The organism is Alteromonas sp. NFXS44 (assembly GCF_040148705.1).
Lineage (GTDB): Bacteria > Pseudomonadota > Gammaproteobacteria > Enterobacterales > Alteromonadaceae > Alteromonas.
Genome location: NZ_JAGDEA010000012.1, coordinates 229,860 through 251,056 on the forward strand (window position 1 = coordinate 229,860; position 21,197 = coordinate 251,056).

General features: G+C 48.1%; 26 protein-coding genes. 14 read left to right on the top strand and 12 right to left on the bottom strand.

The window, feature by feature from the left end; translation table 11 throughout:
• Nucleotides 1-4: 4 nt before the first annotated feature.
• Nucleotides 5-790 (bottom strand): RMD1 family protein, encoded by a 786-nt coding sequence (locus tag J3369_RS18115; protein WP_349589557.1) that lies wholly within the window; start codon nt 788-790, stop codon nt 5-7.
• Between the two features lie 222 nt (nt 791-1,012).
• Here J3369_RS18115 and J3369_RS18120 point away from each other — a divergent pair, with 222 nt between their 5' ends.
• The 3 genes from J3369_RS18120 to J3369_RS18130 all read left to right on the top strand — a co-directional run bounded on the left by J3369_RS18120 (nt 1,013) and on the right by J3369_RS18130 (nt 2,897).
• On the top strand, nt 1,013-1,186 hold the full coding sequence (locus J3369_RS18120) for a DUF3012 domain-containing protein (RefSeq protein ID WP_349589560.1): 174 nt from the start codon (nt 1,013-1,015) through the stop codon (nt 1,184-1,186).
• A gap of 352 nt (nt 1,187-1,538) precedes the next feature.
• On the top strand, nt 1,539-2,042 hold the full coding sequence (locus J3369_RS18125; RefSeq protein ID WP_303575557.1) for an O-acetyl-ADP-ribose deacetylase: 504 nt from the start codon (nt 1,539-1,541) through the stop codon (nt 2,040-2,042).
• A gap of 207 nt (nt 2,043-2,249) precedes the next feature.
• On the top strand, nt 2,250-2,897 hold the full coding sequence (locus tag J3369_RS18130) for a YitT family protein (RefSeq protein WP_349589563.1): 648 nt from the start codon (nt 2,250-2,252) through the stop codon (nt 2,895-2,897).
• On the opposite strand, the gene J3369_RS18135 is transcribed toward J3369_RS18130, so the two are convergent.
• A complete protein-coding gene (locus J3369_RS18135; protein WP_349589566.1) occupies nt 2,894-3,775 on the bottom strand; it encodes a glucosamine kinase nucleotide-binding domain-containing protein in 882 nt (293 codons plus the stop codon). The genes J3369_RS18130 and J3369_RS18135 overlap by 4 nt on opposite strands.
• Before the next feature lie 206 nt (nt 3,776-3,981).
• On the opposite strand from J3369_RS18135, the gene J3369_RS18140 reads away from it, so the two are divergent.
• The gene (locus J3369_RS18140) at nt 3,982-5,025 is read left to right on the top strand and encodes a LacI family DNA-binding transcriptional regulator (RefSeq protein ID WP_349589569.1); all 1,044 of its coding nucleotides are present in this window, start codon (nt 3,982-3,984) and stop codon (nt 5,023-5,025) included.
• 471 nt (nt 5,026-5,496) lie between these two features.
• A complete protein-coding gene (locus tag J3369_RS18145) occupies nt 5,497-6,663 on the top strand; it encodes a DUF819 family protein (RefSeq protein WP_349589571.1) in 1,167 nt (388 codons plus the stop codon).
• Between the two features lie 20 nt (nt 6,664-6,683).
• Here the strand turns inward: J3369_RS18145 and alr are convergent, their stop codons facing one another.
• Nucleotides 6,684-7,757, bottom strand: coding sequence for an alanine racemase (alr, locus tag J3369_RS18150; RefSeq protein ID WP_349589574.1), 1,074 nt, complete (start codon nt 7,755-7,757; stop codon nt 6,684-6,686).
• A gap of 132 nt (nt 7,758-7,889) precedes the next feature.
• Between alr and J3369_RS18155 the strand changes: the two genes are divergently transcribed.
• The 3 genes from J3369_RS18155 (at nt 7,890) to J3369_RS18165 (ending at nt 11,634) form a co-directional block, all read left to right on the top strand.
• Nucleotides 7,890-9,482, top strand: a complete 1,593-nt coding sequence (locus J3369_RS18155) for a sodium:solute symporter (protein ID WP_349589577.1) — start codon at nt 7,890-7,892, stop codon at nt 9,480-9,482.
• Nucleotides 9,483-9,556: 74 nt separating this feature from the next.
• Nucleotides 9,557-10,492, top strand: a complete 936-nt coding sequence (murQ, locus tag J3369_RS18160) for an N-acetylmuramic acid 6-phosphate etherase (protein ID WP_349589579.1) — start codon at nt 9,557-9,559, stop codon at nt 10,490-10,492.
• Nucleotides 10,489-11,634 (top strand): exo-beta-N-acetylmuramidase NamZ family protein, encoded by a 1,146-nt coding sequence (locus J3369_RS18165; protein ID WP_349589581.1) that lies wholly within the window; start codon nt 10,489-10,491, stop codon nt 11,632-11,634. The genes murQ and J3369_RS18165 overlap by 4 nt, the downstream gene beginning before the upstream one ends.
• A gap of 10 nt (nt 11,635-11,644) precedes the next feature.
• Here the strand turns inward: J3369_RS18165 and J3369_RS18170 are convergent, their stop codons facing one another.
• Entirely contained in the window at nt 11,645-12,496 is an 852-nt protein-coding gene (locus tag J3369_RS18170; protein WP_119502659.1) for a MurR/RpiR family transcriptional regulator, read from the bottom strand.
• A 211-nt stretch (nt 12,497-12,707) separates the two neighbouring features.
• Between J3369_RS18170 and J3369_RS18175 the strand changes: the two genes are divergently transcribed.
• On the top strand, nt 12,708-14,051 hold the full coding sequence (locus J3369_RS18175) for a M14 family zinc carboxypeptidase (protein WP_349589584.1): 1,344 nt from the start codon (nt 12,708-12,710) through the stop codon (nt 14,049-14,051).
• A 24-nt stretch (nt 14,052-14,075) separates the two neighbouring features.
• Here J3369_RS18175 and J3369_RS18180 read toward each other — a convergent pair whose 3' ends face one another.
• From J3369_RS18180 to J3369_RS18195, 4 genes are all read right to left on the bottom strand, one after another.
• Nucleotides 14,076-14,363 (bottom strand): hypothetical protein, encoded by a 288-nt coding sequence (locus tag J3369_RS18180; RefSeq protein ID WP_349589586.1) that lies wholly within the window; start codon nt 14,361-14,363, stop codon nt 14,076-14,078.
• Nucleotides 14,364-14,470: 107 nt separating this feature from the next.
• The gene (locus J3369_RS18185; RefSeq protein WP_349589589.1) at nt 14,471-14,770 is read right to left on the bottom strand and encodes a hypothetical protein; all 300 of its coding nucleotides are present in this window, start codon (nt 14,768-14,770) and stop codon (nt 14,471-14,473) included.
• Between the two features lie 152 nt (nt 14,771-14,922).
• Entirely contained in the window at nt 14,923-15,219 is a 297-nt protein-coding gene (locus J3369_RS18190) for a HigA family addiction module antitoxin (RefSeq protein ID WP_039219423.1), read from the bottom strand.
• On the bottom strand, nt 15,219-15,497 hold the full coding sequence (locus J3369_RS18195; RefSeq protein ID WP_349589591.1) for a type II toxin-antitoxin system RelE/ParE family toxin: 279 nt from the start codon (nt 15,495-15,497) through the stop codon (nt 15,219-15,221). Before J3369_RS18195 ends, J3369_RS18190 begins: the two co-directional genes overlap by 1 nt.
• Nucleotides 15,498-15,726: 229 nt before the next feature.
• Between J3369_RS18195 and J3369_RS18200 the strand changes: the two genes are divergently transcribed.
• Entirely contained in the window at nt 15,727-16,011 is a 285-nt protein-coding gene (locus tag J3369_RS18200) for a type II toxin-antitoxin system TacA family antitoxin (RefSeq protein ID WP_349589594.1), read from the top strand.
• A complete protein-coding gene (locus tag J3369_RS18205; RefSeq protein WP_349589596.1) occupies nt 16,008-16,289 on the top strand; it encodes a type II toxin-antitoxin system RelE/ParE family toxin in 282 nt (93 codons plus the stop codon). The genes J3369_RS18200 and J3369_RS18205 overlap by 4 nt, the downstream gene beginning before the upstream one ends.
• 28 nt (nt 16,290-16,317) lie before the next feature.
• On the opposite strand, the gene J3369_RS18210 is transcribed toward J3369_RS18205, so the two are convergent.
• The gene (locus J3369_RS18210) at nt 16,318-16,617 is read right to left on the bottom strand and encodes a HigA family addiction module antitoxin (protein WP_349589599.1); all 300 of its coding nucleotides are present in this window, start codon (nt 16,615-16,617) and stop codon (nt 16,318-16,320) included.
• Nucleotides 16,604-16,894 carry a type II toxin-antitoxin system RelE/ParE family toxin gene (locus J3369_RS18215; protein WP_349589602.1) on the bottom strand — a complete coding sequence of 97 codons (291 nt, stop codon included), beginning with the start codon at nt 16,892-16,894 and terminating at the stop codon, nt 16,604-16,606. The genes J3369_RS18210 and J3369_RS18215 overlap by 14 nt, the downstream gene beginning before the upstream one ends.
• 217 nt (nt 16,895-17,111) lie before the next feature.
• Here J3369_RS18215 and J3369_RS18220 point away from each other — a divergent pair, with 217 nt between their 5' ends.
• Together J3369_RS18220 and J3369_RS18225 are read left to right on the top strand one after the other, a co-directional pair.
• Nucleotides 17,112-17,333: a TA system antitoxin ParD family protein gene (locus tag J3369_RS18220; RefSeq protein ID WP_012518669.1), complete on the top strand. Its 222-nt coding sequence runs from the start codon at nt 17,112-17,114 to the stop codon at nt 17,331-17,333.
• Nucleotides 17,326-17,616: a type II toxin-antitoxin system RelE/ParE family toxin gene (locus J3369_RS18225; RefSeq protein WP_349589605.1), complete on the top strand. Its 291-nt coding sequence runs from the start codon at nt 17,326-17,328 to the stop codon at nt 17,614-17,616. Before J3369_RS18220 ends, J3369_RS18225 begins: the two co-directional genes overlap by 8 nt.
• A 79-nt stretch (nt 17,617-17,695) precedes the next feature.
• Here the strand turns inward: J3369_RS18225 and J3369_RS18230 are convergent, their stop codons facing one another.
• Nucleotides 17,696-18,970 carry an nSTAND1 domain-containing NTPase gene (locus J3369_RS18230; RefSeq protein WP_349589607.1) on the bottom strand — a complete coding sequence of 425 codons (1,275 nt, stop codon included), beginning with the start codon at nt 18,968-18,970 and terminating at the stop codon, nt 17,696-17,698.
• A 224-nt stretch (nt 18,971-19,194) separates the two neighbouring features.
• Between J3369_RS18230 and J3369_RS18235 the strand changes: the two genes are divergently transcribed.
• Complete coding sequence (locus tag J3369_RS18235; protein WP_349589609.1) at nt 19,195-20,241, top strand: IS110 family RNA-guided transposase; 1,047 nt, start codon at nt 19,195-19,197, stop codon at nt 20,239-20,241.
• A gap of 467 nt (nt 20,242-20,708) precedes the next feature.
• Here the strand turns inward: J3369_RS18235 and J3369_RS18240 are convergent, their stop codons facing one another.
• Nucleotides 20,709-21,140, bottom strand: coding sequence for a GNAT family N-acetyltransferase (locus J3369_RS18240; protein WP_349589612.1), 432 nt, complete (start codon nt 21,138-21,140; stop codon nt 20,709-20,711).
• Nucleotides 21,141-21,197: the final 57 nt, after the last annotated feature.

Sequence of the window (21,197 nt, forward strand, 5' to 3'; positions counted from 1 at the left end):
ACCTTTACCCCGCCAGTAGTATGGTCAGCTCCTGGGCACCGAACATCACAATTTCAAATGCAATCAGAATGATGATGATCCATTCCAGAAACGAAGAGTGCTTGTGCTTCAGCTCATCAGCCAGCATCTCAAACAATTCATGAATCACATTCAGTTTGTTCGACAGTAAATCGACTCTCGGACGAATATCCAGATATTTCATTGTGGCATTATAGGCGTCTTCGAACTCAGGGTATTCCCAGAAAAATTCCGGCGTATCCAGCAAACCATAGTGCAGAAAAATATCGCTTTTGGTACTGAAAAGATGACCACGAATACTGGCCAGCTTCTGTCTGCTCAGATTAATTTTACCTGATTCAGCCAGTGCCTTAGGCAAATATGCATATTGCTGAATGGTCTTTTCCGCCTGATATTCATACTGATTCAGTTTGGTCGACTGCGCCAGCGCATGACTGACAGCCAGTCGCATCAATGCCTCACCGGCCGGAAGGGAAATCAGGTCGCCCTGCAATTTGAGTGACTCAGCCCCGGTGTTAAAACGCACATGCTCCTGATGCTCACAGGAAAGGGCATCACTGCTGATTTGCAGGCGATGCAAGAACGCCAGACGTTCGTCTTCGTCCACGCCCCAAAATACCAGCACGCCGTAGTCAAACAGCCATCCTTCTCCGCCCGGCAGCGGCAAATGTACAGCATCCCGGTAGCGTGTTCCGTGCTGAGACTGGCTTATTGTTGTGGCGTCAGATTCTGATAATACATACACTGAAACCCGATCATTTGAGAAATCCATACTGGCTTCCGACAGGTTAAAAAACGGGCTGATTATGCGCTCAATTTCAGTTATCACCTAGAAATATAAATTATTAATTTTCATAAAGTTACGATAATTACAACTCATATCTGGCATGCTTTCTCTGGCTCCTCATTGCACGGTCACCTTTTTCTCAGATAATTGATTTTGTCACCGTCACTGACTTACTATGAAATACCTGAAAAATTACGAGCGTTAATTATGAAAAAAGCTGTTTTCGCATTGATTGTATTAACTTTTACCCTGGCCGGTTGCGCCCCTGAAGTTGGCTCAAAAGCCTGGTGTGCTGATATGAAAGAAAAACCTAAAGGCGACTGGACGGCAAACGAAGCCGGCGACTTTGCCAAACACTGTCTGTTCAGCGACGACGATTAATCGTTACTCCCTTTAACCAGCGGATTGCTGAGCGGTCTCCGGCAATCCGATGTCATCCTGTCGGGCCGGTATCTGACACTGTCCGGCCTTATCCCCTGCGTTTACGTTCTCTGTCTATACTTAACTCTGGCATGGTTCGTGGACTATTTACTCCGGAATATGAGTATTTCTGAATACCGTTTTTACCGGATTCCGGAAAACTGTTTATTCCAATCAAAGGCTTAGCCTTATGCATCACAATTTATATTTTGCAGTAACCGGCGCAGATTTTTTCCGGTTTGTTTGACATGTGTCGCTAAACACCGACAACGTCACAACGGAAACAGCACCGCGAACGGTATTTGGGGACACGATGGCAAGGATCAGGGTTATTGACGGCGATATTACGCAACTGGAAGTGGATGCCGTCGTAAATGCAGCTAATCCAACGCTGCTGGGCGGTGGCGGCGTTGATGGTGCAATCCACCATGCTGCAGGACCGGAGCTTTTTGAGTATTGCAAAGCAGTTGGCGGATGTAAGACCGGTCAGGCTGTTTTAACACCGGGTTTTAATCTTAAAGCGCCGTATATTATTCATACCGTGGGGCCGGTATGGCGCGGCGGCATGAACCATGAAAGTGACTTGCTTTCCAAGTGCTACCGGAACAGCTTACGGCTGGCGAGTCAGCATAACATTCAAACCATTGCTTTTCCGGCGATAAGTTGCGGCATTTACGGATATCCGGTGAATTCAGCCTGCGAAGTTGCGTTGGGTTCCATCCGCTTTCACGCCAGCGGAACAGCACTGCCTCACACTATTTATCTGGTGTGTTTTGGTGAGGAAGTTAAATCCGGGTTTCGTCAGCTTCTGGGCTGACTATGACTGGCTGGTAAGACTGGCTGGTACGACTAAATACGCCTTGGAAAACACGCACTGGTAACATCGCATTCACACAAATGCTAAAAGTCGTAAAGATTGCGCACCAGCACCAGCCCCACCAGGCTGTACAAATAACAAACAACCCCTTACTTCCCTTTTCCCCCTCCGTATAATACGCGCTCTTCAAAAACGGAGGGCTTTCACATGCAAAAACCAAAACACAGTGTGGTTGAAGATATTTTTGCTTTAGTCAGTGCAGGGCTGTTCGTTGCCTTTGGCGTTTATTTATTTCAGTCGCAGGACCTGATGGTCGGTGGCGCTGCAGGGCTTGCACTGTTAGGAACTTATGCGTTACCTGTAGACTTCGGGGTGCTGTTTTTCCTGATCAACGTGCCGTTTTATGCCCTTGCGTGGACCCACATCAGCAAACGCTTCACCATAAACACGTTTATCTCCGTCTCTACCGTCTCAGTACTTACTGATCTTATCCCCCGCTTTGTGGATGTCAGCAGTGCTAATCCGGTTTTCACGGCAATATTCGGCGGGATCCTCATTGGCGTAGGCATGCTGATCATGTTCCGTCATACCTCAAGTCTGGGCGGTCTTGGTATTCTGGCGTTCTATCTTCAGCAACGTTTCTCCATCCGTGCCGGTACTTTTCAGTTGTCAGTAGACACCGTTATTTTGCTGTCTTCACTGCTGGTACTCGACTGGCGTCTGGTACTGATGTCGGTGCTGGCAGCGTTCTGTCTGAACATGGTGCTGTCCTTAAATCACCGGCCGGAAAGATATACTCTGCCGTCGTTATCCAAACAGGATGACAAACTGCCGGGTGCCGGCGAAGCCAGTTAGTCCGGGCGGACGTGCACCGCCCCCCACTCGGGACCATACATAGCTTCAATGATCTTCGCCCGGATATCTTCGGGCAGGAATGGTCTTATAGTACCGGCAAGTCCGCCGGCCAGTACCAGTTTCCCCTGACTTTTTTCCATGGCAATACGCGCTATTGATGATAAATAGTCCGTGCCGGAGCGGACAATATCTGAAGCATACACATCGCCCTTTGCCGCACAGTCAAACACAAGTCCGGCGGCGCCGGCAAACTCAGCCGGTTGCGCATAATTAAGTTTGTTCACAAATTCCCGGGTGGTGTCTGCGCTGAAATGTGCACAGACCGTTTCAGACAGCAGTGAGACCGGCAACACACCATCCAGCGCTTCCAGCGTATGCCGCACCGCTTCGCGGCCAAACCAGGCACCACTGCCTTTATCGCCAATATTAAAACCGTGGCCACCATACTGAATACAATCATTGCCACACAGTGCGGCTGCGCAGGAGCCGGTACCGGCAACCAGAACAGCACCGTTCTCACCACCGTGCGCCCCCACCAGCGCAGTATGCAAATCACTGGTGAAACGAAATGATGCAAAAGGATGCTGCCATTGACTGAGCAGTTCTGCGGCTTCTTTCACCGTTGCACCGGCCAGACCCGCACTCACATGACACTTTGCGAGCACCGCAGCGTCATTCTCATTAACCGCAACGCCTGCATTTTGCAGGGCAAAAAAAACCGACCGGATAATGGCCGGCAGGGCTTCTTTGCCAATCCGGGCCACATTAGCAGGACCGCTTATTCCCTCGCCCGCCGGTTCACCGTTTTCATCAAACACAACGGCCTTACACTTGGTGCCGCCGCCATCGACTCCGGCAATATACTGCTGGTTATTCATTTTAATTATTATTCTCCTGACATCTGGTCGCTGAAATCCGGCACCACGGCTAATATTAAAAGGTTGGGTTTGATATTTACCATTTATCGTTAATAAATGTCACTGCAAGGTTCCCGTTCAGGATTAAATTTCATTATAGAACAATACAACAATGATTTTTATGGCATGATGGCGTTCATGTCCAACGGACTGACAGGATTTTCTGATTGAAAACAACGATCAAGGATGTCGCTGAACTCGCAGGCGTATCCTTTAAAACCGTTTCACGGGTTGTGAACAAAGAACCCAACGTGAGCGAAGAAACCGTTGAAAAAGTGCAGGCTGCTATCAGGCAGTTGAATTACCGTCCCAATCCGGCAGCAAGAAACCTTGCCAGTGATAAGTCCTATTCTATAGCCTACGTCTATGACAATCCGAACGCTTATTACGTTATCGACATGCAAAAAGGCTTGCTTGCCGAATGCCACCGGAAAGACTACGAATTACTGATCCACCCCTGCGATGCTGGCGGAGAAGACATCGTTCAGGACATTCTTCATATGGCTACCCGGTCGAACCTGGCAGGTCTCGTATTATCTCCGCCTTTATCTGAAATGCCGGAACTGCTTACACAGATAGCCAGTTACGGATTACCGTTTGTCGGCATAGTTTCCGGTGAAGTACCTTTTGGTATTCACGGCAAATGGCTGTGTATTGATGATTTTCAGGCTTCCTGCGATATCGTGAATCACCTGATTCACCAGGGCCACAAACGCATTGGCTTTATCTCAGGCAACAGAAATCACCGTTCTACGCTAGAACGGGAACGGGGTTATCTGGATGCACTGGAAAATTATCGCCTGAATACCAGTGCAGAACTTAGAATAGACGGCGAGTATAATTTCGAAAGTGGTGTATCGGCTATGAAGCAGTTTCTCGCGCTGGAGAACCCGCCGACAGCGGTGTTTGCCTGTAATGATGAACTCGCCGCAGGTGCTTTGCTGGAAGCAAGACTGAATAATATTCAGGTCCCTCAGGACATGGCGATAGCAGGTTTTGAAAACAGTCCCTTTTCGCGGCAAACTTCTCCGGCCATAACAACTGCAGAACAGGATACCGTGGCCATAGCCCGTAAGGCCGCCGGCTTGCTCATCGACACCATTTCACAAAGCAAACGACACGCTAAGCCGGTATTTGAAGAAACGGACAGTATTTTTTATTGTCCGGAATTGATAATCAGAGATTCCACAACGAAAAAGCCCGGCAACTGAGCCGGGCTTTATGTCATTTCGCTTTAGGCGGCGTCGCCTTTGGCGCAGATCCTTGTTGATTAACGGGACGTGAATACGCACCTCTGTTCACTCTCGCTCTACTATAACCTGTTCTCATAACTTACCTCTTAATTGGTCAGAAACAGACTCCTTCTCCAGCAAGGCATCCGGCATGTATCAAAAATAAACTATAGGATGTGATAACAAACCTGGCCGTAATCCTTTCGGCTAACCTTGCTGACACCGCAACCCGCAGGAAGAATAGACAGAACTTGCAACGAATCTTAAATACTTTATTCTAAAGAATGGAGATAATTAGAATAAAAAAGCAGTCCGGAAGATGGAAATGAAAATGTGGAATCACTACCTGCTTGCGATATCAACGGTATATTGCGGCCAAACTGAAGCAAACACAAGCGCAATGTGCTCAACCCGCTTAAATTATCGCCGGGTAACAAAAGCCGGTTCTTTATGATCACCGGTGCATTCGGATACGTCAGTGCCCTGCTCGCTATCGCCGGCGTGCTTTACTATCTTGAAGCCTTCAGAAAGTGGCGTGTTTTCAGGTATCTGCCTGCCATTGTGCTGCTGTACTTTGTGGTAATGGTGTGTGCCAGTGCCGGGTTATGGGAAAAAACCGCTGCCATCAATGATACTTATAAAATGCTCAGGAATAACCTGCTGCCCGCGATGATCTTCCTGATGTTGCTGGAAGCCGACCTGCGCCAGATTAAGCGGCTGGGCTGGCGGATGATTTTCGCCTTTCTGCTTGCCAGTTTCAGTATTGCCGCCGGCTTCATTGTTACGTTTGCTCTGTTTCAGCACGGGCTGGCAGATAACGCATGGAAAACCTTCGCCGCGTTGTGCGGCAGCTGGATGGGGGGAACAGGTAACCTCGCAGCCATACAACTGGCGCTGGATGTGCCCGACTCCGCTATGGGATACACCTTGCTGATTGACTCCATTGATTATGCCATCTGGGTAATGGCATTACTGGCACTGGTGCCCTATGCAGCTCATTTCAACCGCTGGGTAAAGGCCGACAGCCGTGCGCTGGATGATGTGAGTGCAAGGCTGGCAGAATCCAAGGCGAACCAGACTCAGGTGTCAGGCGGCAATGTACTGATGCTGCTTGCCTTATCCTGCGTTGTCTCATCACTGTCCCAGTGGCTCGCGGCGATGTTGCCGGCCTCCGCTTATTTTTCTACTACCGCCTGGACTGTTGCACTGGTCACCCTGGCCGGGATCGCCGGCGCTGTTACTCCCCTTCGCCGCGTGGGCGGTGCAGATGTGGTGGCTACTGTACTGCTGAACCTGATTATTGCGCTTATTGCATCCAGAGCCAGTTTTTCAGAATTGCTGGAAGCGCCAGTGTATATACTGGCCGGCGGTTGTATCTTACTGACTCACGGGGTGATTATGGTTATTGCAGCGAAACTCTTCCGGCTGGATTTGTTTACCTGTGGCCTGGCGTCACTGGCGAATATTGGTGGTGTTGCCTCTGCCCCTGTACTGGCGGCCTCATACTCAAAAGCGCTCATCCCGGTTGGCGTATTAATGGCAATGCTGGGGTACATCGTTGGTACCGCCGGAGGACTGGCCGTGGGCAAGGTATTGTCAGTGATTGCCGGCGCGTGAATGACGCCGGCGGGTATTCACTAGACGTGTTTAACTATGCGGGGCACCCGCTGGGATAAGCGGGTGACAAGATCGTAAGAAATTGTCCCGGCGTGGCGGGCAACTTCATCCACTGACAGTTGATGTCCCCACAGTTCCACCCGGTCACCGGGCGCCGGAGCAGGAATATCAGTCACATCAATGGTAACCATATCCATCGACACTCTGCCCGCCAGTGCCGCACGGTGTCCGTTAACCATCACCGGTGTACCGTTGGGACATTGTCTGGGATATCCGTCGGCATAGCCGATACCCGCTGTGGCAATCACAGAACGGCGCTTCGCCTGCCAGGTATCACCGTATCCCACCGTTTCACCGGCTTCTATAGTGCGCAGAGCAATAATACTCGCCTGAAGCGTCATCACCGGCTGCAGATCCAGCCCGCAGGGTGTGTCCAGAGGCTCGGCGCCGTACATGGCAATACCGGTACGGTTCCAGTTTCCCCGCGCTTGCGGCCAGCCCACGGTCCCCGGGGAATTGGCAATACTGACTGCAAATCCGGTAGCTGCCCGAACCTGCTCAAAGGCATCCAGCTGCTTTTGTACCGACTGACTGCCCGTTTCATCACCGCATGCCAGATGCGTAACCAGCACGGTATCGTCAGTTAACATATCCCGGTACTTTGCCACCATGGGTAATACCTCATCACAGGCAAACCCGAGACGGTGCATGCCCGAATCCACTTTTAACCATATCGCCGGGCGACGATCAGAAGGGCACGCTTTCAACCAGCAAAGTTGCTCTTCGCTGTGAACAACCACAATGCAATTTTCCCGCGCAGCCACAGCGCATTCAGCCGCCTGGTGAGGGCCCTCAAGGATAACTACAGGAGCCTGAATGCCGCCTTCCCGTAACGCCAGCGCTTCTTCTGTAATAGCAACCGCAAACGCAGGAGAGACTTTACGTAATATCCGCGCCACATTGACTGCCCCGTGTCCGTAGGCATCAGCTTTCACCACCGCCATATTCTGTCCTTCACCGGCCAGAGAGGAAAGTACACGGAAGTTATGCAAAAGTGCGTCGGCGTGGATAACAGCCTGGGTTTGTCTGCTCAACGGCGGGGGCTCCTGATCTAAAATTTGCGCTGAAAGCTATCTTACAACGACGGGATAATTCCAGCTATACAAATTAATTGGAATAATCTATTCTGGGATTTCAATTGAATTAAAATAATGTAACAGGGCAGCATGTTAGAGCACTACGCGTTAGCAGACTTACTGGTTTTCGCCGCTTACGGTTTGCTTCTTATCGCCAGTGGCTGGCTGTTTAACCGCTCCAGCCGCTCAGCCAAAGATTACTTCCTCGGTGGCAACAGCATGCCGGTCTGGGTTGTAGCGATTTCTGTACTGGCAACGTCCCAGTCTGCTGCCACGTTTCTGGGAGGCCCGGATCAAGGTTACCGGGGCGATCTGACCTACCTTTCAACCAACATCGGCGCATTCATCGCCGCTTTCTTTGTTGCCGCATTTCTCATCCCGCGGTTTTACAAACACAATGTCTACACTGTTTACGAACTGCTGGAACAGCGCTTTGGTGAACAGGCTAAACAGCTGGCCGGGGCCATGTACCTTTCCGGCCGCGTGTTCGCCAGTGGCGCAAGGCTGTATATGGCAGCACTGGCTGTCGCCATGATTCTGTTCGGCAACATTGATGCATCCAGCGTCATTCTTGCCACCGTCATTATTACAGTCGCCGGGCTTGTGTATACGGTTTATGGCGGGATCCGCACAGTTATCTATTCTGACGTGTTACAGGCTGCGGTGTATATCTGTGCCGCGGTAGCCGTGATTGTAGCACTGTTAAATGCAATTCCGGCTTCTCTTGCTGATATCGTTAACGCCCTTCAGCATCCTGCGCCGGATACACCTTCAAAATTAAGGTTGTTCGATACACGGCTTGATTTCACTAACAGCGGCGTTTTTAGTTTGTTCTCTGTTTTTACCGGGTTTGTGCTTCTGAACATCGCCGCTTTTGGACTCGACCAGGATATGACGCAACGGGTGCTGACCTGCAAAAGTGCCAAAGAAGGCAGCAAAGCCATGCTGCTTTCGGTGGTGATGGTGATTCCGGTGATGTGCCTGTTTTTAATCATCGGTTTATTGCTGTTCGTTTACTATCAGCGTCCCGATTTAATGGCCGGAGGCAGTGGTGAAAACCCCGTTCCGGTATTTGCCGGTGAACCGGTCACCATATTCATGTACTACGTGCTCAGCGAAATTCCTGATGGTGTTCGCGGCCTGGTTACCGTGGGCATTCTGGCTGCCGCACTGTCTACGTTAAATTCCGGCCTGAACTCCATGTCCAGTGTTCTGATCCAGGACATGTACCGCCCCTGGCTGGCCCGCCGGAACACGCAAAAGAACGACGCTCACTTTGTCAAAGCAGGACGCTTCGCTATGTTATTAATGGCATTGTCATTAGGATTTATGGCGTGTCTGTGCTATTACTGGCAACAACATACCGACATGCCGCTGCTGCAATTTGCACTTGGCGTCATGGTTTTCTCGTACAGTGGTTTACTTGGCGTTTATTTCGTCACGCTATTTTCCCGCCGTGGAAGCCGGCGCTCGGTGATAGCAGCGTTGATCACCGGTTTTCTGGTACCCTTGTCCATGCAACCCTATATTATTGAGAGTATTTTGCCGGCCCGCCTGCAGTTTGAACTCGGGTTCACATGGCAACTGGTAGCCGGTACGCTCATATCCACGCTTATTTGTGCTATGGGTAATACGCCCGCAGGCTATAATAAAGATACGCAGCAACCGGAACCGGTTCAGTAACAGAACGCTGCCGTTAAAAATAACAACAAAACAATCCAAAGCAATAAAGCAGAGCAACAGAACTAAGGCAAATTATGCAGGCAAAAACAATCACCGGGACGTCAGACTTACTGGCACAGTTAAATAAAATTGTGTCAGAGGGCAGAAATCCCGCCACGATGGATATCGATTTGCTGTCGACAGAATCCATCCTGCATAAAATCAATCAGGAAGATGCCAAAGTAGCCGCAGCAGTGGCGACTGAAATCCCCCACATTGCCCGCGCTGTGGATGCAATAGTGGAAAAGCTGCAACAGGGCGGACGGTTAATTTATATCGGTGCCGGCACCAGCGGCCGTCTGGGTATTCTTGATGCTGTAGAGTGCCGTCCGACCTTCAGCGTGCCCGATACACTGGTGATGGGCATTATTGCCGGTGGCGAAAAAGCCATACAGCATGCTGTAGAGGGCGCAGAAGACAACAGCGCTCAGGGTATCAAAGACGTACAGGCCGTGAATCTTTGTGAAAAGGATGTACTGGTAGGTTTGTCTGCCAGCGGACGGACGCCCTATGTGGTCAGTGCACTGGAATATGCAAATGAGCTGGGCGCGGTCACCGCAGGTATCGCCTGCAGCCCGGGCGCGCCGGTGCTGACCACCGCACAAATTGCGATTTGCCCGGTGGTTGGTGCAGAATGCCTCACCGGCTCCACGCGGATGAAATCCGGCACGGCACAAAAGCTGGTGCTGAATATGCTGAGCACTGCCAGCATGATTCGTCTGGGTAAAACCTATCAGAACCTGATGGTCGACGTTAACGCCACCAATGAAAAATTAAAAGCCCGCGCTATCCGCATAGTAATGCAGGCTACAGACTGCTCCAGAGAAGAGGCATCAGAAGCACTCGATGCCGCCGGACATAAAGCCAAAGTGGCGATCATGATGATCCTCACCGGCAATGATGCCGCCAGCGCTGAGTCCATGTTGTCAGATCATAATGGCTTTTTACGCCGCGCTGTTGAGCAACAATGAAAACAGTCCTTTTTCTGCTGTGCCTCATCTCTGTAAAGGCACTGGCGGTGACTACAGGGGCTGAGCAACCCGCCGCTTTCCTCGGATTACTGAAAGACAAACAGGTTGCGCTGGTCGTTAACCAGACATCGGTTACCAAAGGTCAGCACCTGGTAGACGACCTGCTGTCCCGTGGCGTAAACATCACCAAAGTTATGGCGCCGGAACATGGATTTCGTGGTGATGCCGGCGCCGGCGAAACCATCAGCGACGGCGTGGACACACGAACCGGCCTGCCCATTTTGTCCTTATACGGCAGCACCAAAAAGCCCACGGCCACCATGCTCGAAAATGTGGATGTGCTGATTTTCGACATTCAGGATGTAGGCGCACGTTTCTATACGTATATCAGTACGTTACACCTGGTCATGGAAGCTGCTGCTGAAACAGGCAAAACGGTCATCGTACTCGACAGACCTAACCCGAACGGCAAATTTGTGGATGGCCCTGTGCGGGAAGCTGCCTTTACTTCTTTCGTAGGTATGGATCCTATCCCCCTTTTGCACGGCATGACCACAGGCGAACTGGCACTGATGATCAAAGGGGAAGCCTGGATTGAGCAGGCTGAGTCACTTGATTTGCACGTCATCCCCGTTAAAGACTACCGGAAGTCCATGCCATGGCACCTGGCTGTGCCTCCCAGCCCGAATTTGCCAAACGATACGGCAATCCGGTTGTATCCCTCACTGTGTTTATTTGAAGCAACAACTGTCAGTATCGGCCGCGGAACACCTTTTCCGTTTCAGGTTGCCGGACATGACCGGGTGGCACTGGGTACATTTACGTTCACGCCGCAAAGCCTGCCCGAAAGCGCCCCTCACCCGAAACTGGAAGGCAAAACACTGAAGGGGCTGGACTTACGCTCTTCTGCTACGGAGGGGTTTGATATTGCTTTGCTCCTTGAGGCGGAAAAGCAGTTTGAACAGCAGGACGAAACCTTTATCGACCGGCCGGATTTCTTCGATAAGCTGGCCGGTACTGACGCATTAAGAAAAGCCATCGAAAGTGGCCTGTCTGAGCAGGAGATCAGAGCAATGTGGCAACCTGCGTTAGCAGAGTTTAAGCAACAAAGACGTCCGTATCTGCTGTATCCTGAAGAATAATTTAAAGCGCTCAGTGCTGCTGCTTTTTAAATTCAGACACCGCTTCGTTAGTTTTCTCCAGCAGCTTTCGTCCCTGACGTGAAGCCTGGGTAAGTGCAATAAATAACATATCGATTATCAGTTCCTGCGCAGTACGGGCAAGAATCGACGCCAGTCGTAACGAGGCTTCTTCTGCTACCGAATACAGTTTTACTTCTGCCTGATCGGCAATGGTGTTCTGTCCGTACTTTGTGATGGAAATAACCGGAGTGTGATTGCGTTTTGCTTCAGTGACCACATTGGCCACTTCGCTGGTCGTGCCGGATTCACTGATCGCCACAACCACGTCGTTTTCACCGAAAGTGGCAGCCAGAGCAAGCTGAACATGTCCGTCAGCTTCGGCAATAGCAGAGATCCCCAGCTTCTGTAGTTTGTAGGCAAAATCTTTGCTCACCAGCGCCGAACCACCTACCCCGCAAATCATTACCCTTCTCGCATTCTTCAGCAGTTCAACAGCACGCTCAAAAGCCAGCATTTCATTCAGATTGCGGGTTTCATTCAGCACACTGATTTTACTCGCCACCAGCTTATCCGCCATTTGCTCAAAGCCATCAGATAGTGTGATTTTGCCGTGAATTTGCGTATTCGGCGTTTCTTTATTCAGCGAATCAATCACCGCCAGCTTGAATGCAGGATACCCCTTGTAACCCAGCTTCTGGGCGAACTTCACCACGCTGGACTGGCTGACACCCACGACGTTAGCCAGTTCCTGTGATGATAAGTCCCGCACCGCATTGGGCGAGTCCAGAGTAAACGTTGCCAGCTTAGACTCACTGGAAGAGAGCGCGTGTTTAATCGCCTTAATTTTAGTAAATGCAGACATCCGGAGTTTCACTTCTTAACAGGGTCTGTTGACCTTTGAATTACAGGGCGACAAACGGGCATCAGGAACGTTGCCATTCGTCTCAAAGAATTAATTATTCAAATATAAACCAGTTGAAGCGAATATCAAAATACCATTAAATAATAGCTATCTCTGAATCAATCTGACCACGGGTAAGATGCTTCAGTTCACCGACAAATAAGGACGTACCATGACCGCACACCCTCATCTGCCAGTTGCTGACATAGCGGCAAAATTTGATGAAATGCACTGGCCGTCTCTGAACAAAGCCCATCTGACAGCAGAGGATATTTCGCCGGTCATCAACCAGATAGCGGAACAATCCGGTATTGCACTGACGCAGATAGGTACATCTTATGAGGGTCGTCCGGTTTCCCGCTTTACGCTGGGCTCAGGAAAATGCGTCATCCTGGCCTGGACACAAATGCACGGTGATGAGGCAACCGCTACTGCCGCTGTTCTTGACTGGCTGCACATCTTACTGAACGGGCAGTTAAACGGGCTGCCGGAAAACTGGCAATCTCAAGTTACCCTGCACGTGATTCCCATGCTTAATCCCGATGGTGCGCAGCGACGCACCCGGGTTAATGCTCAGGGCATTGATATCAACCGGGATGCCAGAACGCTGCAGAGCCCTGAAGGTCAGATCCTGCAACAGCAGGTAGCCACATTATCGCCGGATATTGCTTTTAACCTGCATGATCAGAACCCCTATTACACCACAGGGGTATCAACGAACCCTGCAACCATTGCTTTTCTGGCCCCGGCGTACCATGAGGATAAGCATGTAGACGGGCCGAGGCTTCGTGCCAAACAGCTTATCGCCCATATGGCCGGTGTGCTCTCACACTTTATTCCTCAGTGCATAGGCCGCTATGACGACACTTATTCTTTCCGCTCATTCGGTGACAATATCGCTGCTTCCGGCGCCAGCACGATTTTGATAGAAAGCGGTGCAGCAATTAACGACCCCCACCGGCAGATTGCAAGGAAGATGAACGTCATCGGACTGCAAACCGCGCTGGAAAGCCTGCTCACCAACCAGTTCACACAATATTCGCTGGCAGACTATTACCGCATTCCGGACAACCGCGAGGACGGCCTGTGCGACGTAAAAATACATGACGTGACGCTGGGTAATGACAAGCCTTATGTAGCTGACATCAGCATAGTGACAGACCGCAAATCCGGAAAAAGCCGCATAGAAGCTATCGGTGATTTGCGCACGGTTTACGGCTTTGAAAACATTGACGCAACAGGACTGGCAACCCTTCCGCCTAAAGCCTTCACAGTCCACTCGGCTCTGACGCTTAACGATCAGAGTTATAAAGCCTTGCTGTCACAAGGTTACAGTTACTTTGTCGATGAAAAGGCATTACTTAATATCGACACTACCCTGCCTGTGCAGGTGTCAGACACCGATGAAAATGCCCCCGCAATCATGCCCGGGGAAGTGCCAAACTTTGTTCTGCAGCATGGAGCTACGGGTGAGATCAAAGAGGCCGTGATTCTTGGTGAGCGGATTGTTCTTTAAATAAACAGGGGCGCGAATGGCCAGTCACAGCGACTTGTTTTCTGCGCCCGCCCGCTGAATTAACTGAGATATTGCAGCGGCGTAAATCATAAAGAACAGAAAAAACGCGACTAACAAACCTGCTTGTGCAGCCCAGTTCTCCTTCGATGAAAGCTCACAAATGAGATACACCGATACAAGTAAAGTCAGTAATTGTTTTTTGCTTTTGACAATTGATTTTTCACAGTAAGTAACAACCCTGTTAGCAAGGTTCGCAGAAGAATACAGCGCTACAGGAATTACCAGTAAGCCCACAAACAATACGTCTATCACTATCTCTTTCAGTGTTGAAACTCCATTTTCATACCCATTTTCAGCTCTCGTGTTTATGCCGCGGCGACCGCCCCTGCTGTTATAGTTTTGTGCGCCGTGTTAGCTGATTATTGGCTCAGGAGTACAATTAACTCGTCAGGATTTGACACTATAAATTGGTATGTACTGCCATCATGTAATGAAACTTCGATTGCATCTGATGTTATAGGAAGAATACCCGCACCTTTACCAGAGCATTTTTCCACTTTTGAAATAAAGCTCCTTTCAATTTTGAGAGGCCCGGGCCCGAAATCTTTATTATATGGGGCAAAATGAACATCAGTTTCAGTAATCCAAAATTTCCCATCTGCTTTTGCAACACCATTTTGAATTGTTGCTGTAATCGACTTTAGAGTGGCATCTTGCATATATATTCCTTTATAAACGGTTGGATTAACCAGCTAACACCAGCGCAACGCGCAAAAAACGTAAGCTACAATATCAAGCGAAACGCAGGGAGCCCACGTGTTACTGTACCTGCGAGCCTGCGAGCGGCTTAATGTGATTGTTATACGCGCCTTTATACCGCCGCCAGATTATAGGGTGAGACATGTAAAGAACTTTGATATTGCCGCGTTTGCCATAAATCAAAAGCATTCTGCAAACGTAACCAATGGTCAGCTGAAGGCTTACCAAAGACCAGTTCCAGACGAAGTGCCATCTCTGGGGTGATGGCTCCTTTGCCATTAAGAACTTTTGACAGTGTTTTGCGGCTAACATCTAAATGCTGAGCGACATCAGTGATAGTGAGTTCCAGAGCTTCAATAACAAGTTCTTTGAGTATCTCACCGGGATGTGCTGGGTTATGCATATTCATTAGTGATAATCCTCGTAGTTAACTATTTCGACATCTCGTCCAACAAAGCGATAAGTAACTCTCCAGTTACCACTCACTCTGACAGACCAAATATCATTTCTGTTACCTTTGAGTTTATGCATATAAAGACCGGGCAAATCCATGTCATCAGACGTTTCAGCTTGATCGAGATTGGACAGGATAAGACGAAGCTTATTTTCATGCTTCTTTTGAATTCCTGATGTGGTTCCTTTAGCGTAAAACTTCTGAAGGCCTTTATGTATAAAACTCTTAATCATGCAGTTATTGTAACCTTATGGGTTACGGGTTGCCAGTGGAATTTTCGACGCGTATAGCGCCCTGCTTAGGGGCAGTTTACAGAAACATATGGACTAAAATTAGGAGCGAAGCGACAGAGCCCATATGTTACTGCTCCAGCGAGCTTGCGAGAGGCTTAATGTGATTGTTATTTGCCGTAAACCCAAATTCCGTGCTAACGTTTGTGTGTACACCTAGACGGAGTTGAAAATGGATACCCGCATACAATTCAGAGTAGACGAAGAAACGAAACGCCTTGCTCAATTAATGGCTGAAAGCCAGGGGCGCACTTTAAGTGATGCCTGTAGAGAGCTTACTGAAGAACTAGCTGAGCAACAACGCAAAGTTATGACGCATGACCAATGGCTTACCGAACAGGTTAACGCCGCGTTTAGCAAATTGGATAGTGGGAAAAGTGAGTTTGTTACTCATGAAGAAGCTTCCTTGGACATGGAAGCGCGAAAGATGAAAATTAGGAATATAGCCAAAAAATGATCGTTTGGGAAAAAGACTCATTGGACGATCGAGAAGTGATTTTCGAATTTTTATACGAATTTAACCCACTTGCTGCTGAAAAAACTGACACCATTATTGAGACTAAAGTTGAAAACTTGATACAGCAACCCTTGATGGGCGTAGAAAGAGAAGGAATACCTGGACGGCTTTTAATTATTCCAGAGGTGTCAATGATTGTTTCGTACTTCATAAGAAAAGACGTAATTCATATTCTAAGGGTTTTACACCAGAAGCAAAAATTCCCTGTAGGCAACTAACCCCCTAATAAGGGGCGAGTGACTTAATTTATTTGTTAGGGGCATGCAGATCTATTGGCTGCACGTTATCCAAGTTGATGTTTTGCTTTGCCTGCCAAAGTTCATAGTTGTCTTGCATACTAAGCCAACTTTCAGGGCTGCGACCTAATACCTTTGACAGCCTCAATGCCATTTCTGGCGTTACTGCACTTTTTCCCTTAACGACACGGTTTAGTGTTGAAGCGGCAACACTAAGATGGGTCGCAAGTGTCCTACAACTTATGCCGTGAGGTTCCATGTAGATGGACTCAATAAATTCACCGGGATGAGGTGGGTTATGCATATTCATTATGATAATCCTCGTAAATTAAGATGTAAGCATTACCATCCGTGAACTCGAAAGTTATTCTCCGGTTGCCGTTAACTGATATCGACCAAATATTTGACTTTTCTCCTTTGAGCTGGTGAAGAGAAAATCCGGGCAAATTAATGTCATCAATATCTTGTGCGGTGTGGATAGCAGCTAACTGCATGCGAAGTTTTTTCGCGTGCTTAGTCTGTATGCCTGGAGTTTTCCCTTTTTCGAAAAACAGCTTCAGGCCCTTATGTTTAAATGAGTTAATCATGGAAAGAGCGTAGCGCATTGCGCAACGCGGTACAACTTAACGCCTAACACCCACATAATGGGCAGTAACACATGGGCTAAAATCCGAGCGAAGCGATAGAGCCCATGTATTTTTGACCCCTGCGAGCGAAGCGAGTGTTAATGCGTTTATTATACGCAATTTGCCACATCTGTAGCGCATTGCTACAATGTAATGCAGAACCATTAGGAGACATATTATGGCAACCGCGAGCGTAAGACTAGACCAAGATCTAGTTGAGAAAGCTACAATTATGGGCAAAGCACTAAACCGAACTATGCCAAAACAGATAGAGCATTGGGCTAAGATAGGTGAAATGATGGAAGATAATCCAGATTTGCCTTACGAATTCGTAAAACAGGCAATTATCTCCAAAGCTGAAAAAGAGGCTGGAAAATTGGAGCCTTACGACTTTGGCTAAGATTACCAGTGTTTTACAGACAGCTAATTTTAAGAGAGCAGTAAAGAAGTTACATCAGAATCAGAAAAAAGACTTGGATAAAGCTGTTAAGGAACTAATGGCCGATCCTCTTCTAGGTGAGCAGAAAAAAGGCGACTTAGCCTTTCTTCGTGTGTACAAATTCAAGATGGTCAAGCAGTTAACTTTACTTGGTTACAGCTACGAGGATGGCACTGTAATACTTGAATTGATAGCACCTGGCTCTCATGAAAACTTTTATCGCGATGTTAAAAAGTTATTCTGACCAATTGCGTATAACGATCACATCACAGGAGGCAAAAGCTGAGCGAAGCGGTGCTTTTGACTTCCTGTGAATGTGTTTGTTAGCTCGTTTCCGCAAAGATTGATGGCCGGGCATTCGAATAAGCAACAAACAGCGAGTCTTTAAATCGATAATAGCGCTCTCTTATTTTAACAATTTCTGCACCGTAATCGTCTGTTACCAGATGGCCAACAAATTGACTTGGGTTATCGACACCATTGTCAATAGCTTTTTTATATGCATCTGCTGTATGTATCTCAAGCTCACCCGCTTGTACTTCAGCTAGAGCCTTCAATACAATTTCCCTTTGGTTTGAGGATGCAACTGCTTTTTTATATCGCCCCTCTAAAACAGGGTCTGTTCCTGATGCCGCTATTCCAGCAAGTGTATGATCTATATCGGTCACAGAAAGGTCTGTTCCTTCTTTTTTATAGGCCATTCTCAATGCGTACTTTCCAATGAGGTGGACCATATATGGGTGTCCCTGAGCTAGGCCAATTACTTTATCTGTAGCGTTGTCATCAAATCGTATAAAGTCATTAATACTCGCTTCTGCTCCCCGAATAATTTCTTTCAGCTCATCGTTATCCATAGCAGGCAAATGAATAATCCCGCCTGCAAAAAGCCTGTCGGACGATGCATGCTCTTTCATTAATTCCTGAATATCGTGAGCCACACCAACGATACAAAATTTAACGCCTGGTACGTTTGTTGCCAGAGCTTTTAAAAACGATGCAAACCCAGTCTTGTCTTGTATCTGATCGAATTCATCGATCACAAAAAGAAGTCCATTCTTGGCCATTTTTTGTTCAACTATGGCACTAACTACATTTGTAAAAACAGTCTCTACATCATGATCTGGTTGGGACGTTTCTGCTGCTGTTTCAGTAGCCTTCTCCCCACCTAAAGATGTAATCCCTATACTAAATTTCGGCTGATACTTCTCTAGAGATTTTCTAGCCTTGGGAATATCGTAAGACCAGTCTGATAGGCAGTCTTTATTGGTGAGAAGCTTTTCCAATAGTTCTTGGTGCGTAGAAATACTTTTTCCACACGCAAAGTATATTGGCAAAAAATCTAGCTTTTCATCAACATCAAGGCCAACTTTAGCTAGCAGCTCATTGTTACCAGTTGATATGTTTATGACTTGTCGTGAAAGCGACGACTTTCCAATTCCTCGATTTCCTATAATCGCGATATTTGTTCCTTCAGAAATCAAAGCGTAGTAGCAATCTTCAACTGGCTTTGTTCTACCTGCAAATCTATCGGCATCGGTTATTTCTTTTGCAGGGAAGAACGCGTTCTCCACTTGGGTAATTGTTGGTTTTCTTGCCATATTTTAGCCTTAGTAGTCCATTTGTTGAAATTACACTCTCGCAGAGCTAACACCCGCATAACGGGCAAAAGCGTGGTGCGAAAATGGCGAAGCCGCGCCACGTTTTTGTCCCAGTGACCGCAGGGAACGAGTTAATGCGTTTGATACTTATTGAGCCTTCTCCCCAGCTTAGCCAATTTCTTGGCTAAGCTGGAAGGCGACCAAACCAAAACGGAGAAGACTCAATGCAATTTTATACTAACTTACATCCTTTTTACTGCGGAATCGATCTTCATACCCGAATGCTCTACGTTTGCATTCTTGATGAGCGTGGAGACATTCTGGTTCACAAGAAAATTAAGGACTCACCTGAACAGCTTTTTACACTACTTTCTCCCTATCTGGGGAATATCGTAGTCGGTGCCGAATGTATGCATTGCTGGTATTGGCTCAGTGATTTTTGCGAACAGCACAACATCGACTTTATTCTTGGCCACGCCCTGTACATGAAAGCTATTCATGGCGGCAAAACCAAAAATGATAAAATTGACGCGTATAAGATTGCCAAGCTTATGCGGGGCGGCAATTTCCCTCTGGCTTATGTTTATCCGAAGGAAAAACGGGCTATCCGGGACTTATTACGAAGACGAACCCATGCCATGCGCCACAGTGCTGAATTAAAAGCCTTTGTTAAGAATGCGCTTGCCCAGTACAACCTGCCACTTCCCGAAAAATCAGATTTAAGTTACACCACCGGCCGGGATTCTATGCGCGGCTATTTTCCTGATCCACTGGTACAACGCAGTGTGGATATGAATCTGCGTCTGATTGAAATTTATGACCATGAAGTTAGCAGTATCGAATGTTATGTAGAGAAGATAACTAAAAATGACAACGGCCGTGACTATCATCTGCTACGTTCATTGCCGGGTGTCGGACGGGTTCTGGCTCTGACAATTCTTTACGAGATTGGCAATATCCAACGCTTTGAGAGTGTTCAGAAGTTCGCCTCCTATTCACGGCTGGTCAAATGCAAAGAGGAATCAGCAGGCAAAGCATACGGTACTCAGGGCAATAAAATCGGTAATGCACATCTTAAGTGGGCATTCTCGGAAGCAGCGGTGTTGTTCTTGAAAGGCAACCCGCGTGCACAAGCATATCTCGCTAAGTTACAAAAGCGCATGAGTAAAGCAAAAGCACTCTCGGCCCTGGCCCATAAACTCGGGCGATGCATGTATTATATGTTGAAGAATAAAACGGTGTTCGACAGTGAACGCTTTTTAGCAGGGTAAGTCGCGCAGGCGGATGAGCTGAAAATCTAACTGGTCGAATGGCGAGTATCATGTTTATCACTTATTTAGGCAGTAAACCTGCAATGTGATGAACTATACCGGTGTCCACAGCCACCACGCTTTGATTAGACATCCGCCTGTTGCGCAACAATACCCTGTGCTAAATCGCTTGCACCTGCACTGAGCCTTCCACTAACTGGCGAGAATAATCAGCCATTACGTTTTGAATAGTGCCAGCATCAGGTTAACCGATGAATGTCTAGTGCCCCCGCTCCCGCCACGGATTGCCCGGCAGCAGGCAGCGATGAGATCGCATTAAGAGAGCCTCTATATGTGTTTGCCGCAGGCGTTGCCTGACGATGACCATGACAGATGAAGTTAAGAGGTTTAGCACAGGGATTTGAACTGGCTGCTCACGCAGCCAGAGAATTGCTATTACCTATTGACCGGAGTTGGGCTCATATGTGTTAGATGCCTAAGTCCAAATAGTACCTGAACGATGACTTGATAAAACCACTGCGCTCGTAATATGCCTGAGTTGCTTCGCGAGCCAAAGATGTCGTTATTTCCAGCTGCGCGCAAGAACACCCCTTAGCTTTCTCTAATGCATGGTCAATTAGCCTTTTCCCGACACCATTACCTCTAGCGTATTCATCTACAACAAGCGAAGTTATACGGCAATTCTGCTTTTGAAGAGGAAAATAGAAAAAGTAAATAAGTGACATAAAGCCAACTACTTTGCCACGACATACTGCAACAAATAAGTCTGAATTAGGTTCTGGAGAGTCTATGGCTGATATTACTTCTGCAATATTGCAACGATATCCAAGCTGATCTAACAAAACTCGGATACTGTCCGCATGTATTGAACTTGCTTTTAAAATATCTACCAACGCCAATTTTCCCTCTGGCAATCTAACACCCACATAAGGGGCAGTAACACGTGGGCTAAAATC